Origin of the sequence: Paraburkholderia susongensis (assembly GCF_900177725.1) — a bacterium.
Lineage (GTDB): Bacteria > Pseudomonadota > Gammaproteobacteria > Burkholderiales > Burkholderiaceae > Paraburkholderia > Paraburkholderia susongensis.
This window is the reverse complement of the sequence record NZ_FXAT01000001.1, coordinates 345,128-367,964: the sequence shown is the minus strand read 5'-3', so window position 1 is coordinate 367,964 and position 22,837 is coordinate 345,128. Positions and strand designations below refer to the sequence as shown.

Annotated in this window: 29 protein-coding genes; 25 read left to right on the top strand and 4 right to left on the bottom strand. The window is 63.7% G+C overall.

Features of this window, described 5'->3' with window-relative positions; all coding sequences use genetic code 11:
* The first annotated feature begins 51 nt into the window (after window positions 1-51).
* From B9Z01_RS01650 to B9Z01_RS01535, 24 genes are all read left to right on the top strand, one after another.
* Window positions 52-1,695 (top strand): terminase large subunit, encoded by a 1,644-nt coding sequence (locus B9Z01_RS01650; protein WP_244195900.1) that lies wholly within the window; start codon window positions 52-54, stop codon window positions 1,693-1,695.
* On the top strand, window positions 1,692-3,038 hold the full coding sequence (locus B9Z01_RS01645) for a phage portal protein (RefSeq protein WP_085480518.1): 1,347 nt from the start codon (window positions 1,692-1,694) through the stop codon (window positions 3,036-3,038). Before B9Z01_RS01650 ends, B9Z01_RS01645 begins: the two co-directional genes overlap by 4 nt.
* The gene (locus B9Z01_RS01640; RefSeq protein WP_085480517.1) at window positions 3,007-3,828 is read left to right on the top strand and encodes a head maturation protease, ClpP-related; all 822 of its coding nucleotides are present in this window, start codon (window positions 3,007-3,009) and stop codon (window positions 3,826-3,828) included. Before B9Z01_RS01645 ends, B9Z01_RS01640 begins: the two co-directional genes overlap by 32 nt.
* Window positions 3,829-3,864: 36 nt before the next feature.
* Window positions 3,865-5,226 (top strand): phage major capsid protein, encoded by a 1,362-nt coding sequence (locus B9Z01_RS01635; RefSeq protein ID WP_085480516.1) that lies wholly within the window; start codon window positions 3,865-3,867, stop codon window positions 5,224-5,226.
* Between the two features lies 1 nt (window position 5,227).
* Entirely contained in the window at window positions 5,228-5,806 is a 579-nt protein-coding gene (locus tag B9Z01_RS01630) for a head-tail connector protein (RefSeq protein WP_167387418.1), read from the top strand.
* Entirely contained in the window at window positions 5,803-6,150 is a 348-nt protein-coding gene (locus tag B9Z01_RS01625) for a phage head completion protein (RefSeq protein WP_085480514.1), read from the top strand. Before B9Z01_RS01630 ends, B9Z01_RS01625 begins: the two co-directional genes overlap by 4 nt.
* Window positions 6,150-6,617 carry a hypothetical protein gene (locus tag B9Z01_RS01620; RefSeq protein ID WP_085480513.1) on the top strand — a complete coding sequence of 156 codons (468 nt, stop codon included), beginning with the start codon at window positions 6,150-6,152 and terminating at the stop codon, window positions 6,615-6,617. Before B9Z01_RS01625 ends, B9Z01_RS01620 begins: the two co-directional genes overlap by 1 nt.
* A 4-nt stretch (window positions 6,618-6,621) precedes the next feature.
* A complete protein-coding gene (locus tag B9Z01_RS01615) occupies window positions 6,622-7,230 on the top strand; it encodes a phage tail terminator protein (RefSeq protein WP_085480512.1) in 609 nt (202 codons plus the stop codon).
* Window positions 7,199-7,489: a DUF2635 domain-containing protein gene (locus tag B9Z01_RS01610; RefSeq protein WP_338047345.1), complete on the top strand. Its 291-nt coding sequence runs from the start codon at window positions 7,199-7,201 to the stop codon at window positions 7,487-7,489. Before B9Z01_RS01615 ends, B9Z01_RS01610 begins: the two co-directional genes overlap by 32 nt.
* Window positions 7,490-7,491: 2 nt before the next feature.
* A complete protein-coding gene (locus tag B9Z01_RS01605) occupies window positions 7,492-9,015 on the top strand; it encodes a phage tail sheath subtilisin-like domain-containing protein (protein ID WP_085480510.1) in 1,524 nt (507 codons plus the stop codon).
* Window positions 9,016-9,051: 36 nt separating this feature from the next.
* A complete protein-coding gene (locus tag B9Z01_RS01600; RefSeq protein ID WP_085480509.1) occupies window positions 9,052-9,399 on the top strand; it encodes a phage tail tube protein in 348 nt (115 codons plus the stop codon).
* Window positions 9,396-9,761: a phage tail assembly protein gene (locus B9Z01_RS01595; RefSeq protein WP_085480508.1), complete on the top strand. Its 366-nt coding sequence runs from the start codon at window positions 9,396-9,398 to the stop codon at window positions 9,759-9,761. Before B9Z01_RS01600 ends, B9Z01_RS01595 begins: the two co-directional genes overlap by 4 nt.
* A 75-nt stretch (window positions 9,762-9,836) precedes the next feature.
* Window positions 9,837-11,801 carry a phage tail tape measure protein gene (locus B9Z01_RS01590; RefSeq protein ID WP_085480507.1) on the top strand — a complete coding sequence of 655 codons (1,965 nt, stop codon included), beginning with the start codon at window positions 9,837-9,839 and terminating at the stop codon, window positions 11,799-11,801.
* Complete coding sequence (locus tag B9Z01_RS01585) at window positions 11,798-13,108, top strand: DNA circularization protein (protein ID WP_167387417.1); 1,311 nt, start codon at window positions 11,798-11,800, stop codon at window positions 13,106-13,108. The genes B9Z01_RS01590 and B9Z01_RS01585 overlap by 4 nt, the downstream gene beginning before the upstream one ends.
* 1 nt (window position 13,109) lies before the next feature.
* Window positions 13,110-14,303, top strand: coding sequence for a phage baseplate assembly protein (locus B9Z01_RS01580; protein ID WP_244195899.1), 1,194 nt, complete (start codon window positions 13,110-13,112; stop codon window positions 14,301-14,303).
* Complete coding sequence (locus B9Z01_RS01575) at window positions 14,300-14,821, top strand: phage baseplate assembly protein V (RefSeq protein ID WP_085480505.1); 522 nt, start codon at window positions 14,300-14,302, stop codon at window positions 14,819-14,821. The genes B9Z01_RS01580 and B9Z01_RS01575 overlap by 4 nt, the downstream gene beginning before the upstream one ends.
* Window positions 14,818-15,249: a phage GP46 family protein gene (locus tag B9Z01_RS01570; protein ID WP_085480504.1), complete on the top strand. Its 432-nt coding sequence runs from the start codon at window positions 14,818-14,820 to the stop codon at window positions 15,247-15,249. Before B9Z01_RS01575 ends, B9Z01_RS01570 begins: the two co-directional genes overlap by 4 nt.
* Window positions 15,239-16,294 carry a baseplate J/gp47 family protein gene (locus B9Z01_RS01565; protein ID WP_167387416.1) on the top strand — a complete coding sequence of 352 codons (1,056 nt, stop codon included), beginning with the start codon at window positions 15,239-15,241 and terminating at the stop codon, window positions 16,292-16,294. The genes B9Z01_RS01570 and B9Z01_RS01565 overlap by 11 nt, the downstream gene beginning before the upstream one ends.
* Window positions 16,291-16,893, top strand: coding sequence for a putative phage tail protein (locus B9Z01_RS01560; protein WP_085480502.1), 603 nt, complete (start codon window positions 16,291-16,293; stop codon window positions 16,891-16,893). Before B9Z01_RS01565 ends, B9Z01_RS01560 begins: the two co-directional genes overlap by 4 nt.
* A gap of 12 nt (window positions 16,894-16,905) precedes the next feature.
* A complete protein-coding gene (locus B9Z01_RS01555) occupies window positions 16,906-17,535 on the top strand; it encodes a gp53-like domain-containing protein (RefSeq protein ID WP_085480501.1) in 630 nt (209 codons plus the stop codon).
* A gap of 14 nt (window positions 17,536-17,549) precedes the next feature.
* Window positions 17,550-17,765 carry a hypothetical protein gene (locus B9Z01_RS01550; RefSeq protein WP_085480500.1) on the top strand — a complete coding sequence of 72 codons (216 nt, stop codon included), beginning with the start codon at window positions 17,550-17,552 and terminating at the stop codon, window positions 17,763-17,765.
* 59 nt (window positions 17,766-17,824) lie between these two features.
* The gene (locus tag B9Z01_RS01545) at window positions 17,825-18,349 is read left to right on the top strand and encodes a hypothetical protein (protein ID WP_085480499.1); all 525 of its coding nucleotides are present in this window, start codon (window positions 17,825-17,827) and stop codon (window positions 18,347-18,349) included.
* A 116-nt stretch (window positions 18,350-18,465) separates the two neighbouring features.
* Entirely contained in the window at window positions 18,466-19,125 is a 660-nt protein-coding gene (locus tag B9Z01_RS01540; protein ID WP_085480498.1) for a glycoside hydrolase family 19 protein, read from the top strand.
* An 18-nt stretch (window positions 19,126-19,143) separates the two neighbouring features.
* A complete protein-coding gene (locus B9Z01_RS01535) occupies window positions 19,144-19,335 on the top strand; it encodes an MbcA/ParS/Xre antitoxin family protein (RefSeq protein WP_167387415.1) in 192 nt (63 codons plus the stop codon).
* Between the two features lie 63 nt (window positions 19,336-19,398).
* On the opposite strand, the gene B9Z01_RS34585 is transcribed toward B9Z01_RS01535, so the two are convergent.
* The 4 genes from B9Z01_RS34585 to B9Z01_RS01520 form a co-directional block, all read right to left on the bottom strand.
* Window positions 19,399-19,884 carry a hypothetical protein gene (locus tag B9Z01_RS34585; RefSeq protein WP_143808765.1) on the bottom strand — a complete coding sequence of 162 codons (486 nt, stop codon included), beginning with the start codon at window positions 19,882-19,884 and terminating at the stop codon, window positions 19,399-19,401.
* 205 nt (window positions 19,885-20,089) lie between these two features.
* On the bottom strand, window positions 20,090-20,509 hold the full coding sequence (locus B9Z01_RS01530) for a type II toxin-antitoxin system HicB family antitoxin (RefSeq protein ID WP_085480496.1): 420 nt from the start codon (window positions 20,507-20,509) through the stop codon (window positions 20,090-20,092).
* Between the two features lie 78 nt (window positions 20,510-20,587).
* Window positions 20,588-20,761, bottom strand: coding sequence for a type II toxin-antitoxin system HicA family toxin (locus B9Z01_RS01525; protein ID WP_085480495.1), 174 nt, complete (start codon window positions 20,759-20,761; stop codon window positions 20,588-20,590).
* A gap of 170 nt (window positions 20,762-20,931) precedes the next feature.
* Window positions 20,932-21,330, bottom strand: a complete 399-nt coding sequence (locus B9Z01_RS01520) for a hypothetical protein (protein ID WP_085480494.1) — start codon at window positions 21,328-21,330, stop codon at window positions 20,932-20,934.
* Between the two features lie 80 nt (window positions 21,331-21,410).
* Here B9Z01_RS01520 and B9Z01_RS01515 point away from each other — a divergent pair, with 80 nt between their 5' ends.
* Entirely contained in the window at window positions 21,411-22,301 is an 891-nt protein-coding gene (locus tag B9Z01_RS01515) for a DUF72 domain-containing protein (RefSeq protein ID WP_085480493.1), read from the top strand.
* Window positions 22,302-22,837 lie beyond the last annotated feature (536 nt).

The following is a 22,837-nucleotide window of genomic DNA, read 5'->3' as shown; positions in this document are numbered from 1 at the left end:
GCGCTGCAGGCGTGGGACGCCTATGGCCTGCGGGTTCTGCGCGGTGAGGAGGTGACCGGGGAGTTCGAGTACCGGGCGGTGCTGCGGCACTACCAGGACCTGCGGCGCGGCTGGAAGCGAGGCCTCGTGTTCCGTCCGGATTATGCGTGGCACTGCATTGACCATATCCAAAGTCACTTTGTCCACGTCGCGGGCCCGAAAGCCGGGCAGCTACTCCTGCTCGACGAGTGGCAGCTTTTCTGGACGGCGGTGCTCATCGGCTGGCGTCATGCAGATACACACCTCAGACGCTTTCGCACGGGATATGAGGAAGTCGCACGCAAGAACGGCAAGTCGACGTGGAAAGCGGGGCAGGCGGACTATCTCTTCCTGATGGACCGGGAGCCGGGCCCGCAGACCTACGTGGTGGCCACCACGCGTGCCCAGGCGATGAACGTGTTCAAGCCCGCGCTCGTGAACTATGTGCGCCGTGCGAGTCGATCGCCCAGGCTGCGGCGCATGCTGAAGATAGCCGAGGGGCGCAATCAGGAGCGCATCTCGACGCGGACCGGTGTGTTCGAGCCGCTGCCGGCGGCGAACGCACTGGCGCTCGATGGTCTGAATCCTTCGCTCGTGGTGGTCGAGGAGTTCCACGCGCATCCGACGCGTGAGGTGTGGGACGTGATGACTTCCGCGGTCGGTGGGCGGGCGCAACCGCTCGTGAGCGCGATCACGACAGCGGGCTACATCCTTGACGGCATCTGTGTCGAGATCCGCAAGTACCTGATCTCGGTGCTGCGCGGGCAGCTCGTCGACGACTCGTTCTTTGGCTACATCTACACGATTGACGAGGGCGACGATCCGTTCGATGAACGCGTATGGCGCAAGGCCAACCCAGGGCTCGGTACCGCAAAATTCGTTGAGGCGATGCGGGCAACTGCCAGGCGTGCAAAGGTCTTTCCGAGCGCGCGGGCGAACTTCCTCACAAAGGATCTGAACGTCTGGGTCAACTCCGCGCTGTCGTGGTTCGAGTTGTCCGTGTGGGACAAGGGCGGACGGGCATTCGATCGTGAGCAGTTGCACGGCCGGCGCTGTTTCGGAGCGCTGGACATGTCGAGCACGCGCGATCTCACGACGTTCGTGCTGCTGTTCCCGCCCGACGAGGGTGACGGTAGCGACGACGATGAGGGTGAGTGGTTTCTACTCGTGCGTGTGTTCGTGCCGCGCGCGAAGCTCGAGGAGCAGCTTGAAAACGACATGGCGCCCTACGCGGACTGGGAGGCGCAGGGGTGGCTCACAGTCACCGAGGGCAACGTGACAGATTACTCCGCGGTGCGTGAGGCGATCGTGGACGACTGCGCACCGTTTGACGTCGTCGAGTTCGCCTACGACAAGTGGAACTGCATGCAACTCGCCACCGAGCTGCTCGAGCTGGGTGTGCCGATGGTCGAGGTGCCACAGAACATGGCAGGTCTCTCGCCAGGCGCGAAGCTGCTCGAGCGGATCGTGTACGGCAAGCGCCTGCGGCATGGCGGTAATCCGGTCCTGCGATGGTGCGCCGGCAACGTGACGCTCTACATCGATTCGAACGAGAACATCAAACCGAACAAGAAGCGATCGGGCGGTCGCATTGATCCGATCGTGGCGACGTGCATGGCGGCCACGCGCGCGCTCGTGCATCGGCCTGAACCAGAAGCGGAGATCCATTTCCTGTGAACGATCGAGCAGGGCCGGCGGGTGGTTTCGATCCGCGCGGGTCCGTCATCCTGCAACGCTGGAATGCCGAGCGCCAGACCGCGCGCGAGGCGGCGGCCGTGAAGGCGGCTGTCACGGCGGCAGGTTCACAGGACCATAGGGATCTCGGGCCCGTGGAGCAGATCGTGCCGGGCACAACGGCCTATACGCTGCTGACGGGCACTGAGGGCAAGCGGCGCGCGGTGACCGAGCGGACCGCCATGAGCGTGTCGACGGTGTACGCATGCGTGGCGCTCATTGCCGGCGCGATCGCCTCGATCACAATCGAGGAGCACGAACGCAGCGGCCGCAATGTCCTGCCCGTCGACAGCGATTACTGGCGGCTGCTCAACCGGGAGATGCACCCGCGGTGGGCCGCTGCGGTGGGCTGGGAGTTCGGTGCGCAGTCGCTGATCCTGCGCGGCAACCTGTATCAGCGCATTCATCGCGTCACACCGTACTCGCCGGTCGTCGAGTTCATTGAGCCTATGCATCCGGACGGGTGCGACCCGCGGCTGGTTGATGGGCGGCTCGTGTATGCGTGCACGGATCTGGAGACTGGCGAGCTCGAGGTGGTCGACCAGGACGACATGATTCACGTACCGGGTCCGGGGTTCGATGGTATCCGCGGTCTCTCGCAGATCCAGTTCGTGCTGCGCAAGCAGGTCAACACCGCCCTGGCGGGTGGCGAGATGGCCGAGACCATGATGGACACCGTGCGGCCCGATATTGCGTTCGAGACCGAGCAGAACATTAACGAGAAGAAGATCGCCGATCTGCGCAACCAGTACGTGGAAAAGTACGTGGGGCTGGAGAACTCCATCGCGCCGATGGTTCTCCCCAACGGGTTGAAGCTCAAGGAAATCAAACGGATCGGCATGTCGGCTCTCGATGTGCAACTGGTCGAGAACCGCAAGCTATCGGCCGAGGAGATCTGCGAGATCTTCGGTGTGTGGCCGTACATGATCGGTCGCGGCGGCTCGCAACCACCGGGCACCGCGGACAACATCGGCATCAACTTTGTGAAGTACACGCTCACGCGACACCTGGTGAAGATCCAGCAGGAGCTGGACCGCAAGCTGATCCGCAAGGGCAACCGGTTTCTGGCGCACAACGTGAGTTCGCTCGAGCGGGGCGACATCAAGACCCGCTACGAAGCGTACCGCCTCTCACTTGGCCGTGCGGGTGAGCCCGGGTGGGCGACGCAGAACGAAGTGCGACTCGACGATAACCGGCCGGCGCTCGACGGCGGTGACGAGCTTTTCAATGGCACGAACGACAGCGGGAACAGCAATGAAGAACCGGCTTCTGCAGCTACTGAGTGACAACCGGTCTACGCTGCGCTACTTCCGCGCCGAAGCGACGACCGCCGACGAAGCGACGATCTGGCTGTACGACGTGATCGTCGACGATGACTACTGGGGCGGGGTGGGCGCGCTGACTTTCGCGCAAACGCTCGCGGCCATCACGGCGCCCACGATCCACCTGCGCGTGAATTCACCCGGCGGCGACGTGTTTGCGGGCCGGGCTATCGAGACCGCGATCCGCGAACATCCGTCCCGCGTCATCGGCCATATCGATGGTCTCGCCGCGAGCGCCGCTAGCTTCGTGGTGCTCGGCGCCGACGAAATCGAGATCAGCGACGGCGCGTTCGTCATGATTCACAAGGGGTGGACGTACACGTGGGGCAATGCAGACGAACTGCGTAAAACCGCCTCGCTTCTCGATCAGGTCGACGCCTCGCTTGTGCGGACCTATGCGGCGGAAACTGGTGAAACAGAAGCCGATATCGCGGCGTGGATGGCTGATGAGACGTGGTTCGATGCGGCGGCCGCCATCGAAAAGGGCTTTGCCGATCGCCTTGCCGGAACAGCCGGCAGCAGCGCCGCGGCCAGGGCGAGCACCTGGAATCTCGCCGCGTTTTCGAATGTGCCCGAGATGCAGGATGCGTTACGTGCCGCGGCGGCCGTTGCCCGGGCGTCGAGCGTGCCCGCATCTTCATCCCCAACTGCGCCTGCACTGCCGCCAGCGCCGGCGGCATCCACCACGGCAGTACTGCCTGTTCCAGATTTCGCCGCGATGAAGCGGCGACTTAACCTCGCGCAACAACTCTGACGCGCTCCCGCGCCATCAACCAACGGAGGCAACACCATGGCTGTCCAGATCCAGGCTTTGCGGGAACGCCGCGACGCGATCGCCAAAAATATCAATCTGACGATGGAGAACTTTCAGGGCGACAAGTGGGGCCCGGAGCAGCAGAAAATCTACGATGACGGCATCGCAGAGATGGACCGTATCAAGGCGGAGATCTCCCGCCATGAAAAGCTGATGGCCGAGCTCGCGGCCGATGCCCTCAATGGCAAGCCTGCCGGCCTCATCAATGCGGTCACGAAAACGCCCGGCGCCCACAGTGGCGAATCACGGGTCATGCGCATGTTCCTGCAGGGCGGTTTGCGCGCGCTCGAGCAGGAAGACATCCAGGCCATGCGTCGCCGCCAGTCGCCCGACATCCAGGCGGCCATGTCGTCGCTCGTCGGCGAAGAGGGCGGCTACACGGTGGCCGAGGAATGGTACCGGCAGCTGACCGAAGCGCTGAAGGAGTTCGGCGGGATCCGGCGTCTTGCGACCGTGATCCAGACCGGTACCGGTGCACAGATGCATTTTCCGGCGGCCGATGCGACGTCGGAAGAAGGTGAGATCGTGGGGCAGAACGAGGAGGTCAGTACGTCGACGACACGCTTCAGCACGCTGGCAATGACCGTGTTCAAGTACTCCTCGAAATCGATTGCCTTGCCGTTCGAACTGCTGCAGGACTCGATGTTCGATCTCGATGCCTATATCCGCAATCTGCTCGCAGTGCGTATCGGCCGTATCACGAGCCGGCACTTCGTGACCGGTCGCGGCGATAACGAGCCACACGGGATTCTCACGGAAGCTCCGCTGGGTTGGACGACTGTTTCGTCCGAGTTCGGCTACGACGATTTCGTCGATCTGGAGCATAGCGTCGACCCGATCTACCGGCGCCGAACGTCCGCAGGCTGGATCATGAATGACAACAGCCTGCGCAAGGTGCGGAAAATCAAAGACGATGTGGGCCGGCCTATCTTCGTGCCGGGCTACGAGCAGGGCAATCCCGGTGGCGCCCCGGACCGGCTACTGAACCGGCCGCTGGAGATCATTCAGGAAATGCCCGATGCCGCGGCCGGCAACCGGCCGATCCTGTTCGGCGACGCCTCGCAGTATCTCATTCGCGACGTGATGGATCTCACGATGTTCCGCATGACCGACTCGTTCTTTACCACAAGAGGGCAGGTCGGCTTCCTCGCGTTCAACCGGCAGGGCGGCCGGCTGATCGATGTCGGCGGGGCGGTCAAGGCGCTCGCGATCGGTGCCGGTAGCGGCGGTGGGAACGGTGGTGGTGATGGTGGTGGTGAGGGTGGCGACGGCGGCGAAGCGAGCGCTGCAGCCGCGACGAAGGCCACGGGCCAGAAGGCCGGAAAGGCCGGGACCTGACGTGCTGAGTTTCCATCAGTCGCGTGTGGACGGCGGGCGTGTCGAGATCGTCGAACCGCCTGCCGCCGAGACGTTCGAACTGGCCGCGATCAAGCTTTACCTGAAGGTCCAGCACGACGTCGAGGACGACCTCATCCGGGAAATGATCGTCGCCGCACGCGAGCGCCTCGAGGTCGAGACGAACCGGCCAGTGCTCGCGCAGACGTGCCGCGTGCGCGCCGACGCGTTTCCTTCGTGGAGGCTGCTGCTGTGGCACGACGTGCGCGAAGTGAGATCCGTGCAGTACCGCGACGCCCAAGGCGTCGATCAGGAACTCGACGCGGGCGCGTGGCGGCTGATGAACCGGGCTTGGCTCACGCCGCGCTCGGGCTGGCCCATAGGTGAGGATATTCGGGTGACCTTCACCGCGGGGGCGTTCGAGATGCCCGCCGCGGTGCCAAAGTCACTTTGCCAGTGGATGCAGTTGCAGATCGGCACGCTCTACGCGTTGCGGCAGTCCGAGGGTACGCAACAGACCTATGCGATTCCCTCGCGGCACGTCGATGGTCTGCTCGATGACTTCCGCAGCCCACTGCTATGAGCGACGACTTCGGCGAGATGATGGACTACATCACGCTGCGGGTGCGCACGGATGTACCTGCGCCGGACATGAATCTGGCCGCGCAGTACTCGTACGTCATCCATCGCTGGGCCCGCGTCGATCCGCTTGGACCTGTCGCCTATGCGGCGGGCGTGCAGAGCGAGCAGCGTGTCACGCATCGCGTACGGATGCGCTTTCTCGCGGACGCGACCGACCATCACGAGATGGTGTTCGACGGCTGGGTGTACCGCGTGCGGCGCGTGAAGCACGACAGACGTGCCGATCGCACGGTGCTCGAGGTCGAACAGGAACGGATGCTGGATGCGGAATCAGGGAGCCCATGATGTCCCAGGACTTTGACGTCAATGTGCCGTACCAGCTCCAGCTCGAGGGCTGGAGTGGTCTCGACCGCAAGCTGGATTTTGACCGCAAGCAGATCCGCGCGGGCATGCGTGACGTGGGCAAGCTGCTGCAGAAGGCGACGCAGCAGCGTGTGTCGGGTGGCGATACGCGCTATCCGGTCAGGCGCACGGGAAGGCTCAGGCGCAACATCCGCTACAAGATCGGCCGGTCCGGTTTCTGGGTCAAGGTGAGACCCGAAAAGGGCAGCGACATGCCGGACTTCTATCCCGCCTTTCTCTACTACGGCGTGCGCTACAAGGCTGGTGGCCGATACCGGCGTGGGGCGAACTTCCGCAACGGCACGTGGCGTACGGCACCGCTCGGGAACTACCCGGCCGACACGCTCAATGCGGACGGTCCGCGTGTGAAGCAGATCCTCGAGGCGGCGTTCAGCCGGGCGTTCCGGTGACGACATGAAGATCACGCCGGTCATTGCCCAGTTGCGCCGGTATTGCCCGGTGTTCGGCGAGCGTGTGGCGGGCGCACTCGAGTTCGCGGCGCTACGCGATAACCAGCGGCTGCCGGCGATCAGCGCGTTCGTCGTGAAGACCGATGACAACGCCGGCGAGAACCAGACGCTGAACACCTCACGTCAGGACATCACCGACGAGTTCGATGTGTGTGTGCTCATCAATACGGAAGATGCGCGCGGGCAGTCGCGCGCGGACCTGCTCGATGACGTGCGCGCGCAGCTATGGCTCGCACTCGTGGGCTGGACGACGGGCGGTGGCTACAGCCCAATCGAGTACCGCGGCAGTGAGCTCGTGCAGATGGACCGTGAGCTGATTTTCTACCGGTACACGTTTTCATCGGTGTTCACGCTCGGGGGTGGCAGCGAGCCCGAGACGTGGCACGAATACTATCTCGCGGGGCTGCCTCCGCTGAAGACGATTCACGTCGATATCGACATGATCGATCCCTCCGACCCGAACCTGCAGCGGCCGGGCCCGGACGGGCGCATTGATTTCTCATTCCGTGAGGAGTTCAGAGATGACGGGAACGATGAAGGTCAGACCGGCTGAAGGTCGGGTGGTCCCCGACCCGGCCCGCGGTGACGTCCTGCCGGCGGATGGACGCAGTGTGGAGCGCAATGCGTATTGGCGCCGCCGCGTGGCGGCCGGTGACGTCGTCGAGTCCGACGACGCGTCCGGGCACATCCGCACGGCTGCCATGCCGGCGCCGGTCCGCAGGGGGGCGAAATCTGGCAGCGCAGGTAGTGCAGCCAGTGCAGGCGGCGCAGGCAACACGGACGCGCCCGTGCAACCAAACGAGGGAGCGTGACCATGTCCGTCAGTTTCAATTACATGCCGGCCGGCGGTGACCTTCTGGCGCCGCTCTTCTATGCCGAGATGGACAACTCGCAGGCGAACACGTCGGTGGGTAGCGAGACCCGGCGCCTCATCCTCGGGCAGGTCAACGACGATGCCGAGGGCGACTTCGGGGTGCTGAAGCCGGTCTTCAGTACGGAACAGGCAAAGTCACTTTTTGGCGCGGGCTCGATGGCCGCGGTGATGTATGAGCGCCTGCGTCGCAACGATCCGGCCGGCGAGATCTGGGTGCTGCCCGTGAAGCTCGAGTCGGGTGCGATCGCATCCGGGTCGATCGCGATCGGCGGTGCCGCTACCGCCAACGGTACGCTCAGCCTCTACATCGCGGGGCGTCGCGTGCAGGTGACCGTCCTCATCGGCGACGAGCCGGATGTGATTGCCGCCGATATCGTGACCGCGATCAATGCCGCAGACGGCGTTGCCGTGACAGCTGATGCCGATGATGAGGATGACGCGAACGTGACGCTCACCGCACGCTGGAAGGGCGAGACGACGAACGATATCCGCATCGAGCTGAACCGGCGCGGTACGGCTGGTGGCGAGGCGACCCCCGCGGGCCTCACGGTGGTGATCTCGCCGATGGCCGGAGGCGCAGGCCAGCCGGACATGGCCGACATGCTCGGCGCCGTCGGCGACGAGGCGTACGAGTTCATTGTCTCGGGCTGGAGCGATGCCGCGACGCTTGCGGATCTCGGCGAATGGATGAACGATGCGGCCGGGCGCTGGGCCTGGTCCTCGATGCTGTACGGGCACGTCTACACCGCACGGCGTGGCGAGCTCGGCGAACACGTGGCGGCAGGTCTCCTGCGCAACGACCAGCACATTACCGTGCACGGATTCGAGCCTGCTGTGCCGCAGCCCGCGTGGGAAGTTGCTGCGGGCTTTACCGGCCGCACGGCCGTGTTCATCTCGGCTGACCCGGCGCGGCCGACCCAGACCGGCATGATTATCGGCATCGATCCAGCGCCCGAGGGCGAGCGCTTCCTCAAGCTCGAGCGCAACCAGCTGCTCAAGTACGGCACGGCGACGGCTCGCTTCGAAGGCGGTTATTACCGCATCGAGCGTGGCGTCACGACGTACCGGAAGAACACCTATGGACAGCCGGACAACTCGTATCTCGACAGCGAGACGCTGCACACGTCCGCGGCCGTCATCCGGTTCCTGCGCACGCGTGTGACGAGCCGTTTTCCGCGGCACAAGGTGGCGGACGACGGCACGCGGTTCGGGCCGGGCAATGCGATCGTCACGCCACTCATGTTCCGCGCGGAGCTCATTGCGGCATATCGCGAGATGGAGCGGCGGGGCTGGGTGGAGAACGCGGACCTCTTCGCACAGTATCTGATCGTCGTGCGCGATGCGGACGATCCGAACCGGTTGAACGTACTGTTCCCGCCTGACCTCGTGAACCAGCTGCGCGTGATCTCGCTGCTCTTCCAGTTCCGACTGCAGTACGCGGCACCGGAAACCGAAGCCGCCTGATCCAGGCGGCAGTGAACCCACTCTCTGGAGACTTCCATGGGACAGAAGGTAGCGGGCACGTGCTACGTGAAGGCCGCCGGCCGGCAGCTCGAGATTACGGGTGCCGTCGAGTGTCCGCTCGCGGACAAGGAACGCGAAACGATCAAGCGGGGCTTCTATTCCGAGAAAGACGCGATTCCCTATGTTGAGGTCGACGCCCTGGTGGACGCGAATTTCCCGCGGGCGGCACTGATGAACGACACCAACCAGACCGTGACCGTCGAGTTCGAGAACACGCATGTGTATGTGCTCTCTGGTGCTTACATGGTCGGCGAGCGACCGGTCACCGGCGACGATGCGAAGGCGCCGCTGCGCTGGGAAGGCGTGAGGGGAGACTGGCTATGAGCGAGCGCGCAGGGGTGTTTTTCACGCTCGAGCCGCTGGTCAGTCCGGTTGCAGCGCATGGCGAGACTCTCACGGCGATCCGGTTGAGCAAGCCCTCGGGCGTCGACGTGCGCGAGGTCGGGGCGCTGCCGTACGTGATGGGTGAAGATGGCGTGAATCTGAATACGAAGGCGGCGATGAAGTACATCAGCCGGCTGGCCGCCATTCCACCTTCATCGGTTGACCAGATCGATATCGCCGACCTCAATGAGCTCATGTGGGCGGTGGCAAATTTTTTCTTGGACAAGGGTGGCGCCGCCCTGAAGACCTTACAGCCCGGATCTACGACCTCGCCTGGGTCTGGCGGATCGACCCTGAACTGATGTTTGCGCGTCCGCTCGACACGCTCGTCGAGTGTCACGATCACACCACGCGGATCCTGTCGGAGATCAAACGCCATGGCTGACAAGTTCACGCTCAAGGCGCTCATCATCGGGCAGGACAAACTGTCCCCGACGCTGCAGAATGTTGCCAAAAACGTCGCCACGCTGCAGAACAAGCTACGCAAGACGGGTCTGGGCAACCTCGGTTTCAAGGATCTGCTGGTCGGCGGGGCGCTCGCCGCACCGATCATCGCCGCGACGAAGGCGGCGATGGGGTTCGAGTCGCAGATGGCGGACCTGCGCACGTCGGTGAACTTCGAGACGCCGCAGCAGTTCGCCCAGATGTCGCAGGATCTGCTCAGGCTCACCTCGCAGTTGCCGGTTGCACGCGACGATCTCGTGAAGGTCGCCCAGGTCGGCGGTGAAGCGCGCATTGCGCGGGACGAGCTCCTGCGCTTTACCGAGTCCGCTGCGCGCATGGGCTACACGTTCGGCACGAGCGCCGAGCTCGCTGCGACGCAGATGGGCAAGTGGCGTGCGAACCTCGGGCTCACGCAGGATGCGGCCGATGCACTGGCCAACCAGCTCAACTACCTGGGCAGCAACGGGATCGCGAGCTCCGCACAGCTGGCATCGCTCGTGACCAGCGTCGGGCCCCTCGCGAAGGCTGCGAACCTCTCAGCCTCGCAGGTCGCGGCGCTGGGCGCCGCGTTCATCCAGATGGGCGCGGATGAGGGCTCTGCATCCGGCGCGATCCGCAGCATGGCGCAGGCGCTGTCGGTTGGCACGCTCGCCACGAAAAAGCAGCAGGTCATTTTCAAGGCGCTGCGCCTCGATGCCGCGCAGGTGGCCAAGGGCATGGAGAACGACGCGCAAGGCACGATGCTGCGCATCATGACCGCGGTGAGCAAGGTCGCGCCGGAGAAGCAGTCGATCGTGCTGCAGCGGCTCTTCGGCGGGGACGCGGCGAGTACGGTCCTGCCGCTCGTGAGAAATCTCGACGCGCTGCGCGAGCGGTTTGCCTGGATGTCCGATGAGCAGCGTACGGCCGGCTCGCTGATGGGCGACTACGCGACGAAGGCGGCCACGACCCAGAGCGCGATGCAGACCTTCCAGAACCGGCTGGGGACGCTCGGGGTGACAGTAGGCCAGGTGCTGCTGCCGCCACTCAACGAGTTCCTCGTGTTTCTTGCGCCCATTATGGCTGGCGTGCAGAACATTGCGGAGAGCTCCCCGTGGCTTATCAAGGGGCTGCTCGGCGCCGCTGCGGGATTCACAGGCATGCGGCTGGCTGTGTTCGCAGCGATCAAGGGACTGTCAATGTTCAGGGCAGCGATGATGCTGCTCAACACGAACCCGATCATGCTCGCGTTCACGGCGCTCGCCCTGGTTGCCGGCGTCATCATCGCGAACTGGTCGACCGTCGGGCCGTATTTCAAGCTCGTGTGGAATGCGATCTACGGCGTCATCAAGCCCGTGTGGGACTGGATCGTGAATGTGGTGATGAACTACTCGCCACTCGGCTACATCATCCGCAACTGGGGGCCGATCCTGAATTTCCTGTCGGCGCTTTGGGGGGCAGTCAGGGCAGGCACGGCCGCGGCCTGGGAGTGGGTGAAAGCGAAGCTCGAGCAGTTCAATCCGTTGCCGATCATCACGCAGGCCTGGGAGCCGGTCATTGCATGGTTCAGCCGGATGTGGGATCGCATCCGGCCGTTCATCGAGCCACTGGCGAGCGGTGCGAAGTGGCTCGGGAGCAAGGTGCCCGGTCTCGGTGGCAACGCACGTGGTGCCGCCGGCGAAGCGGGCGCCGGCGGCAATCTGCTGGACCGGGCCGCCGGTAGCGTGCGCGACTGGTCGGCCTCCCTGCCGCAGCAGGCAGCCGCCCAGCAGCGCGTGCAGGGCGACATCAACGTACGGTTCGACAACCCGCCTGCGGGCATGACGGTGGACAAGCCGCGTTCGTCAGGTGGAGTGGCGGTCAAGACCGAAGTGGGCAATGTCGGCCGCCGGTCGCTCGCCACAGGAGGGACGTCGTGAGCTGGGAAGACGAGCTGCTGCCCGCCTCGTTCCGGGGCGTGCCCTTCGAGGTCGAGCAGGACGAGCTTGCGGCCGGCCGGCGCAACCAGTTGCACGAATACGTGCAGCGCGACGAGCCGTACGTGGAGGATCTGGGCCGCGCCACACGTGGCATACGCGTGACCGGCTTCCTGAACGGCGACGATTGCTACGAACAGGCCCGCGCGCTTATCGCTGCGTTCGAGGAAGAGGGGCCGGGCGAGCTCGTGCATCCGTGGCTGGGCCGCATGATGGTCTCGACGGACAACCAGCTGCCGACGCTGCGTCGCACGCGCGAGGAAGGCCGCACCATCCGCTTCGATGCGGCGTTTGTCGAGGCGGGCGAACTCGTGTTTCCGGGCACGTCCACCGACACGTCGATGGGGCTCCTCTCCGCGGGCGATTCGCTTGCGGGTGTGTCGCAAAGTAACTTTGGGAACTGGCTGGCGGGCATCAATCTCATGAATGTGAGCAGCGCCTCGTGGCTCACGACCGGCACGCGCTTCATGAGTGTGTTCAGCAACCCGTCGATCGCCTCAACGACGTCGCCGTTTGCCGCGATCCTTGCGCAGTTCACGGGCGTACCGCAGTTCGCCTCCACCTTCCTGTCCTCGCCGCTTCTGTTCGCGTCGACTCTGCTGGGCCTGCCTGCCCAGACCCTGTACCGCTACACAGGCACGACGAACGTACTGACTGCCACGGGCAGCACCACGCGCGCGATCGCGTCGGTCGCCGACGTGCAGGATGCACCCGGTGCCGATGCACGGGAGTTCCAACGCGCAAGCGTTGCGCTCGCGCAGGATGCACTCGTCGTGCACACCTCGCGCGAGCTCGCGACCATCGGCGTGAATGCGGACGCCGGCACGATCAGCCGGCCGAGCTCCGATCCCACATCGGTGGCGAGTATCGACCGGCAGATCACGGCGGATCGCGTCGAGCTTGACGAAGCGGGCGAGGCAATCGTGCGACTCGAGCCGCCCGTGGTCGACGACGTGATCGAGGTGCGCGACGAACTGGATGACGCGATCTGGAAGATGGCGCAGACGGCGACGCATACGCGATACCTCGCGCTGATGGACACGCGCGATGCGCTGTTGCGGCATCTCACGGCGGTGGCGAGAAGCGGTGTTCGGCTGGTCGCCATGACGCCTACGCAGCCGCTGCCCGCGCTGGTGCTCGCGTACCGACGCTATGGCGATGCGGGTCGGGCCGATGAGATCCTCAGGCGCAACCGGATCGCACATCCGGGGTTCGTGCCGCCGCGGCGGCTGCTGGTCGCGGAGCGCTGAGATGGCAGACGTGGCCGCCGATATGTCCACCGGTACCTCCGCCAGTCTTTCCGGGCGTAGTGATGGACATGATAGCGAGCGCGACGACGAGCATGTGACGCTGGCCGTGAACAGCACACGTTACGGTGGCTGGAAGCACGTCTCCATCGGTGCGGGTATCGAGCGCTGCGCGCGGGACTTCACGCTTTCGGTGACCGCACGGTGGCCTGGTCAGGACACTGCTGTCAGCGTGCGCCAGGGCGACCGGTGCGAGGTGCGCATCGGCGAGGACCTCGTGCTCACGGGCTGGGCGTATGCGAGCCCCGTGAGACATGATCCGCATCGCGTCGAGCGCGGCGTGTCGGGCCGCTCGCTCACCTCCGACATTGTCGACTGCAGCGCAGCGGGCGAGCCCTCGCAGTGGCGCAATCTGGGCGTCGTGCAGATCATCCGCGCGCTGGTCTCGGCCTACGGGATCGAGGTTGTCGATCAGACCGGCACGGCCGATACGCTGTCAGACCACACCGTGCAGCCGGGCGAGACCGTATTCGAGTCGGTGGACCGGCTGCTGACAATGTCGCGCCTCCTCGCCACCGACGATGGCCGCGGGCGGCTCATCATCGTGCAGCCCGGTAGCGCCGGCGCGGCGTCCGATGCGATTGTGGTCGGCGAAAACGTGCTCTGGGGCGGCGGCGAATTCGATTTCTCGGGGGTGTATTCCGAATATCAGTGCAAGGGGCAGCAGGCCGGCAACGACGAGACGTTCGGCGCCGCGGCCAGTGAGGTCAGCGCGAGCATTACCGACACGCGGATCGCGCGTCATCGCGTGAAACTCATCCACGAGTCCGGCAACCTCACCAACGATCTCGCCCGCCGGCGTGTGGCCTGGGAGCGTGATTACCGGATCACGAAAGCGCTGGAGACGACCTATGCGGTGCGCGGGTGGCGCCAGTCGAACGGGCGGCTGTGGATCGCGAACCAGATGGTGCACGTGGTGGATCCGCTCATCGGGTTCGAGCGCGACATGCTGATTGCGGAAGTGCGTTACACGAAGGGCGACAGGGGCACCATCGCCGAGCTCACGATTGCGCCGCCGGACGGATTTTTTCCGGAGCCGAACGACGAGCACAAGGCGCGCAAGGTGAAGAAGGGCAAGAAGGGCGGGGGCGACAACTTCGAGTACCTGCTGCCGGCTGACTGGGAGAAAAACGCATGAGCGGGATGAACCGGTTCGTCGCCGGCGTACTCGCGCGCTGTACGGTGCTGCTCGCGAACTCGGCAACGAAAATGCAGACGCTCCAGATTCGCCTCCTCAGCGGCGAAACGAAGGGTGGTATCGAGCATTTTGAGCCCTATGGCTTCACCTCGTGTCCGTTGCCCGGTGCCGAGGGCATCGCGGGGTTCCCGGGCGGTGACCGCTCGCACTGTGTGGCACTCGTCGTCGCCGATCGCGCGACCCGGCTTACCGGGCTGGAACGTGGCGAGGTCGCGCTCTATACGCACGAGGGCACGAAAGTCGTCCTGAAAAGCGGCCGGATCGTCGAGATCGAGTGCGATGAATATCGCGTCAGAACGAAGACCTACAGCGTAGAAGCGGACCTCTTCGAGCTCGATGCCACACGGGCGACCGCCTCCTGCGCGATCGAGGCACCGGACCTCAAGATCGGCGACGTGAGCCACGCGACACACCGCCACGACGAGACCGGCAGCATCACCGGGGGGCCGCGGTCATGACGGTCATCAGTGGTGCGGTGCTAACGACCCGCGAGCGTGAGACGCTGTATCGCCGTGCCGTTGTAATCAGCCTGTTTTCATGGCGACGCGCGCTGCCTTCCGATGTGCTCGACGATGACGAGCGCATGGGCTGGTGGGGCGACAGCTATCCGCTGCGCGATAACGACCGCACGGGCTCACGCCTGTGGCTGCTGCGGCGGCGCTCGATCACATCGCAGACGCTCGCCGATGCGCGGCAGTACGCGCTCGAGGCCCTGCAGTGGCTACGCGATGACCGCATGGTCTCGTCACTGGCGGTGGATGTTGCCCGCAACGGGCTGCATGCCGTGCGTCTCACCGTGACGCTCGACGAGCACAGCGATGCGCCACTGCGGTTTGAGTGGGATGACATCTGGAGAACAATCGGGAGAACTATCCATGCCGTATGACGTCCCGACACTGCCGGAGCTCATCCGGCGCGTGAGCACCGACCTCACCGGCCGGGCCGGCACAGTACTGCGCCGCTCCGACGCGCAGGTTCTGTCACGCACACACGGCGGCGCCACGCATGGCGCGTATGGCTATCAGCAATGGATTGCCAGACAGATCTTTCCGGACACGTGTGACGAAGACATGTTGCTTCGGCATGCGCGTCTGCGCCTCGAGGGGGGGCGCAAGGCTGCGGTGGCTGCGAGCGGCAAAGTGACTTTGTCCGGCTCGGCCTACGGATTCGTCGACGAAGAGCAGCTTGTGCAGACGACCGACAGCGACCGACGGCAGTATGTGACAACCGGGTCGGCCACGCTGGATGAGCGTGGCGCCGGCGAGGTCACGCTGCGGGCCGTGGAGACGGGTGCCGCCGGCAATCTCGACGCCGGTACCGAGCTCACGTTCGTCTCGCCGGTACCGAACGTGGACGATACGGTGACAGTGGGCACGGATGGGATCACGGGTGGCGCCGAGATCGAACCGATCGAGCGGTTGCGTGAACGCGTGATCCGTGCGTGGCGCCGCGTGCCGGCCGGGGGGGGTGCCGACGACTACGATGACTGGGCGCTCGAGGTGTCGGGTGTGACGCGCGCGTGGGCGAGACGCCGGTGGCTCGGACCCGGAACGGTGGGTCTGTTTTTCGTGCGGGACGATGACGAGAACCCGATTCCCGATGCCGCGGCGATCGAGGCGGTGCGTGAACACGTCGAGCGCAAACGTCCGCTGGGTGCAGAGCTCTATGTGATGGCACCGCGCGCGAGAGAGATGGTGTACCGGGTGCATCTCGTGCCGGATACCGGCGCGATCCGCACGGGTGTGTCCGAGGCTCTGGAGGATTTCACGCTGCGCCAGACGTGGCCGGGCGGCACGCTCATCCGTACGAAGGCGGGCGCCGCGATCAGTGCTGTCACGGGCAACGAGGATTACGTGCTGTATGCGCCGGCGGCCAACATCGAGACCGAGGGCAACGAGCTGGTGATTTTCGGCGGTGTGGAGTTTGTATGAGCGCGATCTTCCGCACAGAGGAAGACTGGCTCGAGCAACTGCGGGCTCTACTGCCACCGGGGCCAGCATGGGACGCAGATCTCGCGCCCGAGATCGACATGATCCTGTGGGCGCTCGCGGCCGAGTTCGCCCGGCTTGACCGGCGTGCGGTCAATCTCCTCGAGGAGCTCGATCCGCTCACGATGCGCGAACTGCTCGTCGACTACGAGCGGGTGATGCAACTGCCCGACGAGTGCCTCGGCGAGTTCGTGACGTTCGAGGAGCGCCGGCGCGAGGTACTGCGGCGGCTTGTGGGCATCGCGGGCCAGACGCCGGAATGGTTCCGGCAGCTCGCGGTCGAGCACGGCTACACGAACGCTTACGTGATCGAGTACCGGGCACCGCGATTTGGCCGTTCGCGCTTTGGTCGCGACCGCTTCGGGACGTGGGCGCAGCAGTTCTTCTGGAGGCTCGTGCTCGGTGCGCGACTGGTGGGGGGAAGCCGCTTCGGTGTAGCCCGCTTCGGCGAGCGGTTCGGCGGCAACCCCAACAGCGCGATCCAGTGTCTCGTGCAACGCTGGATGCCGGCGCACACGGTGGTCCGTTTCGACTACGAATGAACAGGAGGGGTTATGGATTTTCCGTCGAATCCGGACGTGGGCCTCGTCGACGGTCAGTTTGTCGACGAGAACGAGGCGACTGGCCGGCCGGGATCGCTGATTCCCTCGAGCTGGGGCAATGCGCTTACTCTCGAGATCCTGAATGTCATTCGTGCAGCGGGACTCACACCCGACGAGAACAACGTTGCACAGCTACTCGCGGCGCTACCCCTGTTCACGCGCACACTGCAGGCCACCGAGGCGCTCGCGGGTGTGGCCCGGATCGCCACGCAGGCGCTCACCAATGCCGGCGTTGATGATACGACCATCGTCACGCCGAGAAAGCTGCGTAACGGTTTCGCCGCGGTCATTGGGGGCAGCGGCTATGTTGCCTTTCCGACCTGGCTCGGTGGCCTGATTATCCAGTGGGGCATCGGCGTGGCGGATGTAAACGGCGTCGTGTCGATTCCCTTTGCGACGACCTTCCCAACGTCGATAGCGCAATGCCTCGCCACCTATATCACACCGGGCCCGGCAACGGGCGTGGCGGCGAATGTTTCGAACGCGAGCAGTAACAGCGCTTTCGCAGGTGCGGCGTTCAACACACTGACCGGTGTGGGAGTCCATAACGCGAATGTCGCCTACCTGGCGATTGGTCACTGAACGGAGGATGGATCATGGGACAGAAATACGCGGAGTATGACGACCAACGCACGGTGACTGCCTTCTACGATTCGGACCTGTGCGATCCGCCCGAGGGCTCGCAGTACGTCGCAATCAGTGATGCCGATCATGTGATGCTGCTCGACGGTGGCAGCAAGGGCGGCCGCATGATGATCGATGAGGGCGGCACGCCGCGCGTCGTGGCGAGCGAAGCGGACAGCAGGTCCTGAGCCACACCGTGGCGAACACGGCAACCTGACATGTGCGAGTCCTTGTAGGAGCAGAGGCCATGCTATCGGCCATCATGACGCTCGTGGGTGCGCTCGGCGGCGGTCTGCTGCGTCTGCTGCCTGAAATGCTCTCGGCCTGGGGCAACCGGCAGAGCAAGGAAAACGCGGTCGAGCTTGCGCGTGTAGAACTGGAAAGCAAAAAGGCCGACCTCGATAACAAGCTCGAAATCGCGAAGCTCGGCGCCGAGAACATCGAGGCGGAAGGAAAGGCGGCGCTCGATCGCGCCGCGGCCGAAGCGAAAATCATTGCGCAAACGGCCCAGGCGCAGCTTACCGGCGTGAAGTGGGCCGATGGGCTGAACCTCTCGGTTCGGCCCATCACGACGTACCTGATGCTCGTGCTCTACATCTGCTTCAAGTTCATCGTGATCCGGGACGCCGTGATACAGGCCGCGAGTCCGTCAGTCGCCACCGTCACGTCGCTCGCCGCGCTCGTGTGGGACCAGGATGACGCGGCGATCTTTGCCGCCATCTTGGCTTTCTGGTTTGCCGACTCGGCGATTGCCCGCCGGAAAAAGCCATAGGGCCACCAGCGCCCGCAGCCCGCACACACAACCCTCACCCCTTCAGATTTTCCGCCAGCCCCTCCATCGCGCGATCTGCCGCACTGGCGGGGCTTTTTGTGTTCTGGAGATTCACGATGATCCTCACACGCGAACTGCTCGCGGCGGCGGTGCCACGGGCGAACGTGCAGCAATGGCTCGATCCGATCAATACCGCGCTCGACGAGTTTTCGATCAGCGATCCGCGCGACATCGCCGCATTCCTCGCGACGTGCGCGCATGAGTCGACCAACTTCACGCAGCTTGTCGAGAACCTGAATTACGGTGCCCAGGGGCTCTCCAACACCTGGGAGCGCTACAGCTCGACTGGCAAACGCGGCGGCCTGCCGAACGCGCTGGCGAAACGACTTGAGCGTCGACCCGAGGCCATCGCCAATAACGTCTATGCGAACCGGCTCGGCAACGGGAACGAGGCGAGCGGCGACGGCTGGCGATACCGGGGGCGCGGCATCATCCAGCTCACCGGTCGCGCGAATTACACGGACGCCGCACGGGCGCTCGTCATCGATATCGTCACGAGGCCGGATCTGGTGGAGGAGCCGCGCAACGCAGCGCGCACGGCCGGGTACTGGTGGTCGCGCAACGGCGCGTCACGTCACGGCGCCGCCGGCGACATGCTGGCAGTCTCTCGGCTCGTGAATATCGGCAACGCGAACAGCACGGCCACGCCGCATGGATGGAATGACCGGCGCGAACGATACGATCTCGCACTCGTCTCGCTTACCGGCGTGGTTTGAGGCTTATGGGAGATGCCCATGACGAGCGATATCTACGGCTACATCATCGAACGGCTGGCTGGCGTCTATTCACCGTCCGAGGCGAGACGATGGATTCGCACGCCGCAGCGGCTGCTCGATGGCGCTACACCAGAAGAACTGATTCGCAAGGGGAGGATCACCGAGATCATGCGCTTGATCGACCAGCTACGCGATGGCACCCATCTTTGACGAAGTGCCAACACAGGAGCGAGCAGCCTGAGGCTCTCTTGCTTCCGTGTTGTTGTGAGGGGGTCAACGACGCGCCTGCCACGCCCTCACACTTTGAACCACGACGGTAGATCTCTCCGGGCGCTCGGAGGTAGACTCCGTGAAGTCGAAAGGCATTTCCTCGTTGGGCCGAATATTCGAAATCGAATTCGGCCAGAATGACCGCGTGAACGCCACACTCCCGTCCTTCCCATAGGATGTCCACCGGATTTCCACGCCCACAGGATACGGACACGTATGGGTAAGCGTGCCGGTCACGCGGGCCGATTGCAAGCGCTGATCGTAGGTTGGCTTGAATTGGTTGATCGTGACGTTATCAACGGTGCAAGAGGCAGCCTGTGCAACAGGTGGAGTTTGCGTCGGTGCCGGTTGAGATTGCGTGGATGTCGCGGCGCTTTGCGTTGAAGTTGACGTCCCGGCTTTAGATGAATCGAAGTGGCGAGCAATTGCCCAGATAGCCAATAACACAACCACCACACCGACGATCTGGCGAGTTTTGCTTGTGTTCATTGTTACCTCGAATTTCCATGTTTCGCCCTGTTTTCGTTCTGTCAGCTTAGGCCATGCCATCCGCGAGTGTTAGCGGTTTCGTATCTCTGGCAACGTTTTATGTGGAATGCATTAGACGGTGGCAAAAGGACGATTACCTGAGCGCTGACAAAGAAAAGCCCGTGCGGAACGGGCTTTGTGTTTGACGCGTCTTCACCGCAGCGATTCAGATGATGGCCGTCGCCATTTCAAGCCGCTTGCCCAAGGCTGCAAGGGCGTCGCCAACCGCGTCGATTTTCGTCGTGTGATGCAGATCGAGCAGCCTTGTTACCTGCTGTTTCGTCGTGCCAAGCCGTTCGGCGAGATCAATCGGGCGAACGCGCTGTTCGATCATTTCGTTCAGCAACAGAAGCTTCGCCACCGCACTCGGCGGTAGCGGGACGTAATGCTCACCGCGCTTCGCAGCGGATGGCGGCGGCACGGTGCGCCGATCTTCAACGTAGAAGTCCATCGCGGTCAGAAGCGCGTCAGCGGCCATTTCAAGTGCCTCTTCCAAAGACTCGCCCTGGGTGATCGCTTCGGGAATGTCGCGGAAAGTCACGACATAGCCGCCGTCTTCCGGTTTAAGTGTTGCGGGATATCGCATGATTACAGGTCCATTGGTTACCGGTTACGAGGTGCAGCACCGTGAAGCTATCCAGATGACCCCTTTCGGGGCCATCCCTCACTTAAGGTTCAGTTGTTTTTTGATCCCTTCGACCGTTCCAGTTTTTACGTCTGCCGCGTGTCTGGGGATCACCGTTTGCCTGCCGTTCAGATAAACCTTCGTGTGTTTCTTGCCTTCCCTGAAGGTTGCTCCCTGACTGGCGAGCCATCGGACAAACTCACTTCGCTTCACACTGCTGCACCTCCTTGCTCGTTGTTTCCTTATAAGTATAGTAATCAAAAATGCTTACTAAGTCAACAAAAATGTTGACTTGAATTGCTCAAACTGAGGGGCTGGGAGACGGTGTGGCAGGGGGTGTTCTGACGGTTCGACAGGGAAGAGCGCGACGCAAAGCAACCTGGTTAGCGTCTCCGCCCATGGCGTCGCGCGGCGACCAGGGCCGCGTGGTCGGACGGGGCGTCCGGATCATAATCGTACGCCGCCATATCGTCGGTCGATCGAGGTGTCGGCCGCCAGTGTTCGGGCTTTCCTTTTCCGCCGATCGGGCCGATGCGGCGCATTTCTGCACAGATCGTATCGAGGGCAGCACGCAGTGGCGCGGCTTTGCCGCTGAGTCTGCCGAACTCAGCCCACTCGGCGATACGATCCGCCTTATCGAGCTGCCACCGGAGATGGGCAAGCAATTCGCGTGAGTGCTGCACCTCCAGAATCAGGCGCCAGATGTCGTCGTTCTTCCCGTATCGCCGATACCACTCACGCAGCTCGGCGAGCGTCGGGGGCTCGAAAGGTGGCAAGGGCATGATGCATATAGGTACTGTATGGATATACAGTATAGCGCATGGCAAAATGGCCTCTCCGGATACTCCAGCTGGAGGCGGCCATGTCGATTCTCGTGGGCACCGCGTCGTGGACCGACAAGACGCTGATCGAGTCGGGCGCCTTCTATCCGCGTGGCTGCACCAGCGCCGAAGCGCGTCTGCGGTATTACGCCAGCGTCTTTCCGATCGTCGAAGTCGATTCCTCCTACTACGCGATGCCGAGCGCGAGCAACAGCGCCCTGTGGGTCGAGCGCACGCCGGCTGGATTCGTGTTCGACGTGAAGGCGTTCCGGCTTTTCACCGGTCATCAGACCGAGCGCAAGTTTTTCCCCAAGAACCTGCAGGCCGAGCTGCCGGACACCGGCAAGAAAAACCTCTACTACAAAGACATTCCGCCGCCTGTGCTCGAGGAGTTGTGGGCCCGTTTCTTTGCCGCGCTGCAGCCGCTGCACGTCGCCGGCAAGCTCGGCTCGGTGTTGTTCCAGTTTCCGCATTGGGTTACCGCCGTGCCGAAGGCGCTCGCGCACGTCGAACATTGCGCCGAGCGCATGCATCCGTTCCTGACCGCTTTCGAATTCCGGCACGAAAGCTGGTTCGGCGAAAAGCACCGCGAGTCGACGCTCGCGATGGAGCGCGAGCGCGGTATTGTCCATGTGATTGTCGACGCGCCCGAGGGCGTTACAAATCGCGCACATACCGTCTGGGAAGCGACGTCACCCGAACTGGCGATCGTGCGGTTGCACGGCCGCAATGCCTCATCGTGGAGTGGTGCGGAGTCGGCGGCCGAGCGGTTCAACTACGAATACAGCGACGAGGAGCTGCGTGAACTGGAGAGTCCGATCAAGGCGATCGCGAGGAGCGCCGCGCGCGTACATGTCCTGTTCAACAATTGCTACCGCGATGTTGCCCAGCGCAACGCGGGGACGATGAGGAGGATCCTGGAAGTCGAGTGATAGCGCGAATTTGGCCACCTAATGGAGTGTGGGTACGGACGCGGGTAGGTTCTTGACGGCGGAACTGGAATCCGCACCCAGCCTGCGTTTACAGGCATTTCCGGACTGCCTCCGTCTCCGCCAATGAAGGCGGCTGAAACCCCGTAAGTTCAAGGACTTACGGGGTTTTTGTTTTTCTGGCCCCTCAATCGGCCTATCAATCAGCCCATCATCGGGCAAAGTTTCACGGCTGCCCTGGTGATTTTTCTTGTCATTTCTCTTGTCGCTTGAGAGCCGTCGCGCGTTCGCCGCACTCTGCTAGAACCCGGCTATCTCCGGTGCATGCAGGTTCTTCTGCTGCCGCAACATCGTCGGCGTCACAGCGAGCCTTCGGGAGGCAATGTGAACGATCCGTTGCGTGGCGTTATGAGTGACGTTGAGATGGCAAACCGGAAACCGGAGAAGGCGGTGAAGCAGGCGGCAAACCCGCCGACCGCGAAGGGCAACGCGGGCTAGGCTGGAGATCACGGACCCGCGCTCTGTGGATCTGGTAAAGC